Origin of the sequence: Raoultella sp., from assembly GCF_039594335.1 — a bacterium.
In the GTDB taxonomy this organism is placed as follows: Bacteria; Pseudomonadota; Gammaproteobacteria; order Enterobacterales; family Enterobacteriaceae; genus Klebsiella.
This window is the reverse complement of record NZ_JBCNNS010000198.1, coordinates 1-5,841: the sequence shown is the minus strand read 5'-3', so window position 1 is coordinate 5,841 and position 5,841 is coordinate 1. Positions and strand designations below refer to the sequence as shown.

Annotated in this window: 7 protein-coding genes; 1 reads left to right on the top strand and 6 read right to left on the bottom strand. The window is 57.2% G+C overall.

Features of this window, described 5'->3' with window-relative positions:
• On the top strand, positions 1-215 hold a 215-nt coding region (locus ACZAHD_RS21175; RefSeq protein ID WP_462458508.1), incomplete at its 5' end, for a fumarate hydratase C-terminal domain-containing protein.
• Between the two features lie 135 nt (positions 216-350).
• On the opposite strand, the gene ACZAHD_RS21170 is transcribed toward ACZAHD_RS21175, so the two are convergent.
• The 6 genes from ACZAHD_RS21170 to ACZAHD_RS21145 all read right to left on the bottom strand — a co-directional run.
• Complete coding sequence (locus ACZAHD_RS21170; RefSeq protein ID WP_462458507.1) at positions 351-1,886, bottom strand: DHA2 family efflux MFS transporter permease subunit; 1,536 nt, start codon at positions 1,884-1,886, stop codon at positions 351-353.
• 10 nt (positions 1,887-1,896) lie between these two features.
• Entirely contained in the window at positions 1,897-3,075 is a 1,179-nt protein-coding gene (locus ACZAHD_RS21165) for an efflux RND transporter periplasmic adaptor subunit (protein ID WP_462458506.1), read from the bottom strand.
• 24 nt (positions 3,076-3,099) lie between these two features.
• Positions 3,100-3,555: a MarR family transcriptional regulator gene (locus ACZAHD_RS21160; RefSeq protein ID WP_462458505.1), complete on the bottom strand. Its 456-nt coding sequence runs from the start codon at positions 3,553-3,555 to the stop codon at positions 3,100-3,102.
• 455 nt (positions 3,556-4,010) lie between these two features.
• Positions 4,011-4,400, bottom strand: coding sequence for a 4-carboxymuconolactone decarboxylase (gene pcaC, locus ACZAHD_RS21155; RefSeq protein ID WP_462458504.1), 390 nt, complete (start codon positions 4,398-4,400; stop codon positions 4,011-4,013).
• Positions 4,390-5,157, bottom strand: coding sequence for a 3-oxoadipate enol-lactonase (gene pcaD / locus ACZAHD_RS21150; RefSeq protein WP_462458503.1), 768 nt, complete (start codon positions 5,155-5,157; stop codon positions 4,390-4,392). Before pcaD ends, pcaC begins: the two co-directional genes overlap by 11 nt.
• A partial coding sequence (locus tag ACZAHD_RS21145) for a lyase family protein (protein ID WP_462458502.1) occupies positions 5,147-5,841 on the bottom strand: 695 nt, incomplete at its 5' end. The genes ACZAHD_RS21145 and pcaD, both read right to left, overlap by 11 nt.

Genomic DNA, 5,841 nt, shown 5'->3' with positions numbered 1-5,841 from the left:
GATTCTATCTCGGCAGCATTGGCGGCCCGGCGGCGGTGCTGGCGCAGCAGAGTATTAAGAGCCTGGAGTGCGTGGCGTATCCGGAACTGGGGATGGAGGCTATCTGGAAAATCGAAGTGGAAGATTTTCCGGCCTTCATTCTGGTGGATGACAAAGGCAACGACTTCTTCCAGCAGATTCAGAACAAACAGTGTAACGGCTGTGCCCAGCGGTAATGTTGCCGGCTAAAACCGGCGCTGCATCATGCCTGTCAGTCCAGCGACTGACAGGTTTTTTTATCTTATCCGTCGCTACGCTCCCACCTGACAAGACAGCAGCGAATTGACAGGCACGTTTTTATCACTTCGCGGCTAGTGACCGGCCGAGGAGGCGCCCGGCGCTCCGGCACGGCTGAACGGCGGACGGGCAAACCAGATAACCACGATCAGTGCCATAAAGCCCCAGCCCAGAACCCAGAAATAGTCGATGGTCGACATCATGTAGGCCTGCTGCTCAATACTCTTATCAATCAGCGCCATATGCTGCTGCGTGGCTCCGCCCATCTTGTCGATATAGTCCACCGCTGCCGGATTGTAGGCGGAGACGCTTTCCGTCAGGTTAGCATGGTGGAAAACTTCCCGACGGGACCAGATCCAGGTCGTGAGCGACGACGCAAAAGAGCCGCCCAGCACGCGGAAAAAAGTCGCCAGCCCGGAGCCTTCCGCCACTTCCGCCCCGTTCAGGTTAGACAGCACAATCGAGGTAATGGGCATGAAGAAAAACGCCACGCCGATCCCCATAAACAGCTGCACTTCCGCGATGGTGCGAAAATCGACGTCGGTGTTGAACCGGGCGCGAATAAGGCAGGATGCCCCCATGGTCAAAAAGGAGAGCGAAGCCAGAATCCGCAGGTCGAAATGATTGGCGTAACGGCCAATAATCGGCGTCATCATCAGCGGCAGGATCCCCATCGGCGCGGCGGCCAGCCCGGCCCAGATCGCCGTGTAGCCCATCTGCGTTTGTAGCCACTGCGGCAGAATAATATTGATAGCAAAAAAAGCCGCGTAGCCCAGGGTCAGCGAGAGCGTACCAATCGCAAAATTGCGATCTTTGAACAATCGCAGGTTAACAATCGGATGACGCTCACCCAGTTCCCAGATAACGAAAGACACCAGCGAGATGGCTGAAATCGTCGACATCACGATAATGTGCGAGGAGGCAAACCAGTCAAGATCGTTGCCTTTATCAAGCACCACCTGCAGCAGCCCAACCCCGAGCACCAACAGCGCAATCCCGATGTAATCAATGGGAGCATGGGTGGCGGTCTCTTGCCGTTCGCGCATCTGCGTCCAGACCACAATAGTGGCGAAGATGCCGATCGGCACGTTGATGTAGAAGATCCACGGCCAGGAGTAGTTGTCCGTTATCCAGCCGCCGGTAATCGGCCCGACAATCGGCGCTACCACGGTCACCATCGACAGGAGCGCCAGCGCCATACTGCGTTTACTGGCAGGGAAAATCACCAGCAGTAGCGTTTGGCACATCGGGAACATAGGACCGGCGAAAAACCCCTGCAGCGCGCGGAAAATAATCAGCTCAGTCATACTGTGGGCAAATCCACACAGGAATGAGGTTAGCGTAAACATCATCACTGAGCCGATAAAGAGCTTTAACTGCCCGAAGCGGCGGGTAAACCAACCTGTCAGCGGCAGCGCGATGGCGTTACACACCGCAAATGAGGTGATCACCCATGTTCCCTGATCCGCGCTGACCCCGAGGTTGCCGGCAATCGTTGGCAACGCCACGTTGGCAATAGTGGAATCCAGCACCTGCATAAATGTGGCCAGAGACAGCGCGAGCACCGCCAGCCACATGTTGGGCGGTGTAAAGGCAGCCTTATCGTGCATAGCGTCTCTCTTAACGGGCGCCGGCGGCTACCGTTTTGCTGTTGTCATGAAGGATTTTAGCCACCAGCTTGTCCGCTTCTGCCAGCGGGTTTTGATACACATCCGTGGTGAAACGCGGACTGCTAACGGTTTGCTGCGGCAGCAGGTGCCCGTCGACGTCGCGAATATCGACGCTGACGTTCATCGACAGGCCGACGCGCAGCGGGTTTTTCTGCATATCATGCGGATCGAGCACGATACGGACCGGCAGACGCTGGACGATTTTGATCCAGTTGCCGCTGGCGTTCTGCGCTGGCAGCAGCGAAAACGCGCTGCCGGTGCCAATTCCCAGGCTTTCAATGGTGCCGTGATACTTGACATCATCGCCATACAGGTCCGCGCTGAGGGTCACTTTTTGTCCGAGACGCATCTCCTTCATCTGGCTCTCTTTGAAGTTGGCATCCACCCAGACTTCGTTCAGCGGCACGATAGCCATCAACGTCGTGCCGGAATCAACGCGCATGCCGAGCTGCACCGCGCGCTTCGCCACATAGCCGCTGACCGGGGCCAAGATGGTGCTTCGGGAATTGTCGAGATAGCGCTGACGGAGCGTGGCGACGGCACTTTTAATTTCCGGGTGGCTGTCGATGACGGTGTCATCCACCATGGCGATATTGGTGCGCAACGCCTCCTGAGCGGCCAGAAGATCGCTTTGCGCGCTGGTGACCGCATCGCGATAATGAGCCAGGTCTTCCGCAGCGATCGCCCCGCTCTGGAAGATTTTCTGCCGCCGCGCATAGTCATTTTGCGCTGTTTGCAACGCCACTTTTTTCGCAGCGACCTGCGCGCGGTAGCTATCCGCAGTGCTGTACAACCCGCGGACCTGGCGAACCGTATTCGCCAGACTGGCTTCCGCCTGCTGCAGCGCAATTTCAGTATCGCTGGGGTCGAGCAGCACCAGGGGTTGACCTTTCTGTACAAAGTCCCCTTCATCCACCGTCACCTGAGTGACCGTACCGCCAATCTGCGGGGTGAGCGTCACCTGGTTTCCATTGACATAGGCATCGTCGGTCGTTTCATAGTAGCGGGCGTACAGCAAATACCACGCCACCCCGCCACCGGCGGCAAGAAGCAGAATAATCAATAAAATAATAAAGTTTCGTTTGCGCTTGCTGCCGCGCTCAGCCTGTTGTACCGCAGTGGTTTCCATCTTGTCAGGACCTTTTTGAATGCGTTAGCGATGAGGGGCGACGATCTCGTCCGGCAGCATTTTTGTCATGAGATCGACCAGCTGTCGGGATTCATCGGGAGTGAGTCGGGCAGTGAGTTCGCTGATGATCGACACCAGCGCCTCATTGACAAAGCGCTCGCAAATCAGCAGCCCTTTATCGGTCAATGCCAGAATCACCTGGCGTTTATCCTGTGGATTTGGGGCCCGGCTGATCAGCTCACGCTTGACCATGCGATCCACCATCCGGCTCATGGCGCCGGCGTCCATCACCAGGTTTTTACTGATCTCGACCGGGCTGTTAAAGCCTTTATAAATACTGATCAGCACCTTGAACTGCGCCGCGGTAATGTCCATGCCGGAGAAGTGCTGGCTAATCAGCTGGTCCTTGAACTGGTTAGCCAGATGGATCAACAAACCTAAGTGAAATCTATTGTTAATAATACCCGGATGGTTATTCATGATATTTGCCTGGTCAGTAATTACAAATGAAATTACTGACCAGGCAAATATTTGTCAACGTAGTGTTAAGAAGATCGCACATTTTGTCAGCGCGGAGGCCACTGCGCGGCACACCGTGACGCAGCACCCCGCGTCGTTTGACAGCCCGGTACCCGGATATTCTCCCCCCTGTCCGCACGTTAGAATTCGCTTATCGCTGGCCTGGACGCAAGGCAAGATCTGGTCAGGGAATGTCGTTGACTGTCCGAAAAATAACAATAATTCGCTTTTTGGGCGGCGGCATATGAATAAGATACAGGCACTATTTTGGGCGGGCAGATCAGGCAGCCGAAGGGAACCGCGAGGGTGGGGAAAGAGGATTGGTACGCCGCGCCTGCGGCGACAGACCTGCACCTGCAGATAAAAGAGGGGTAAGTCATGATGCTGGCCGGTGGAGACCGGCCAGCAAAACCGCGTCAGGACGGTTTTTCATCCAGCTCATCAAACACCTGCTGCGCAAGGTGCATCGTGGCATTGGCGGCAGGCAGCCCGCAGTACAGCGCGGAGTGCATAATCAACTCTTTCAGCTCATCGCGGGTCACGCCATTAGTAAACGCCGCGCGCAAATGCATTTTCAGCTCCGCTTCACGATTGAGCGCAATCAGCATCGCGATGGTTATCATACTGCGGGTATGGTGATCCAGCCCAGGTCGGGTCCAGGTTTCTCCCCACGCATAGCGGGTAATGAAATCCTGAAACTCGTCATTGAGCGGCGTCAGATTGCGCAGCGTGCGGTCGACGTGGGTATCGCCCAGGACTTTGCGTCGAACATTCATGCCCTGCTGGTAACGCGTTTTATCGTCCACTCTCGTTCTCCTGCAAAAATCCCAACAGCGCCACGCTAAAGGCCTCCGGCGACTCGATGCTGGACAGATGTGACGCGGAGAGCATCACCACCTGCGAGGAGGGGATCTGCTGATGTAAAAAGTGGGCATCAGCAACGGTAGTGACAGGGTCACTTTCACCGGCAATAATTAACGTCGGCACGCTAATGTGACCAACTTCGCTGCGCAAATCGGCTGCCGCCAGCGCTTCGCAGCACTCAGCATACCCTTGCGCATTGCTATGGGTCAGCTGATGGCACAGCGCCTCGACTACCTCCGGCGCCTTCTGACGGAAGGCGCGTGTAAACCAGCGGTCCGCTGCGCCGGCAGCCACCACGTCCATGCCTTCCTGACGCACGGTACGCGAACGAGAAAGCCAACTGGCCTGATCGCCAATCCGCGCTGCGGTGTTGGCCACCGCGATACCGTAAAAACGATCTGCGGCAAAGCGCCCCAACCACAGCCCGGTAAGGCCGCCCATCGAGATGCCACAAAACCAGGCTTTGGCGATATTGAGATGATCGAGCAGCGCAATAACATCTTCGCCAAGCTGCGCCAGCGTCACCTTGCCCGACTTTTGGGTTTTACCATGGCCATGGCTGTCATAGCGCAGCACGCGGAACCGCTGGGTTAAGGTCGCCATCTGCGGCTGCCACATTGCGCGGGTGGTGCCGAGCGAGTTTGAAAGCACAATGACCGGCGCGCCTTCCGGCCCGTCCAGCTGATAATCAAGGTTCATCACGTTGCTCCTTGTAACGCGCCACGACCTGGCGCACAAAACGTTCGGCGCTGCCGGTGGCCGTGGCCGGGTCCAGCAGTTGCGTTAAACGGGAGGTCGAAAGGTGCTGGCTGACCAGCGGGTCATTCTCCAGCAATTCCTGCAGCGGGCGGGATTCGTCGATCGCCTCACGGCACAGCGCCTCAATACGGTGATGAGCATCGGCTTTACCAATAAACGCCGCCAGCGCCAGCGTCACTGCCTCGGCCATAATCAGTCCGTGGGTCATCTCCAGATCGGCCCGCATTTTTTGCGGGAAGACCTGCATATCGCGAACCAGCGCATCGCTTTGCGCCAGCGCGCCCCCCACCAGCATAATCAGCTCCGGCAGGGTCTCCCATTCCGCCTGCCAGCCGCCAAGGGCGCGTTCATGTTGCTGAATCTGGCTGGCGTAAAGCGTTGCCACCAGCCCTGGCGTGCGCTGGGCTGCGGTTAAAATCGCGCTACAGGCGACTGGGTTGCGTTTGTGCGGCATGGTCGACGATCCGCCACGTCCTTGCGCAACCGGTTCGCTGACCTCCGCCACTTCGGTTTGCATCAGCAGGGAGAAATCGTTAGCAAATTTGCCCAGCGTGCCGCACAGACCAGCAAACCAGGCGCCCACCTCCAGCAGCCGATCACGCTGGCTGTGCCACGGCGTATCCG

Bases quoted from the DNA above. Each gene is read 5' to 3' on its own strand.
- ACZAHD_RS21165 (WP_462458506.1), bottom strand. From the start codon at position 3,075: ATGGAAACCACTGCGGTACAACAGGCTGAGCGCGGCAGCAAGCGCAAA.
- pcaD (WP_462458503.1), bottom strand. From the start codon at position 5,157: ATGAACCTTGATTATCAGCTGGACGGGCCGGAAGGCGCGCCGGTCATT.
- ACZAHD_RS21170 (WP_462458507.1), bottom strand. From the start codon at position 1,886: ATGCACGATAAGGCTGCCTTTACACCGCCCAACATGTGGCTGGCGGTG.
- ACZAHD_RS21160 (WP_462458505.1), bottom strand. From the start codon at position 3,555: ATGAATAACCATCCGGGTATTATTAACAATAGATTTCACTTAGGTTTG.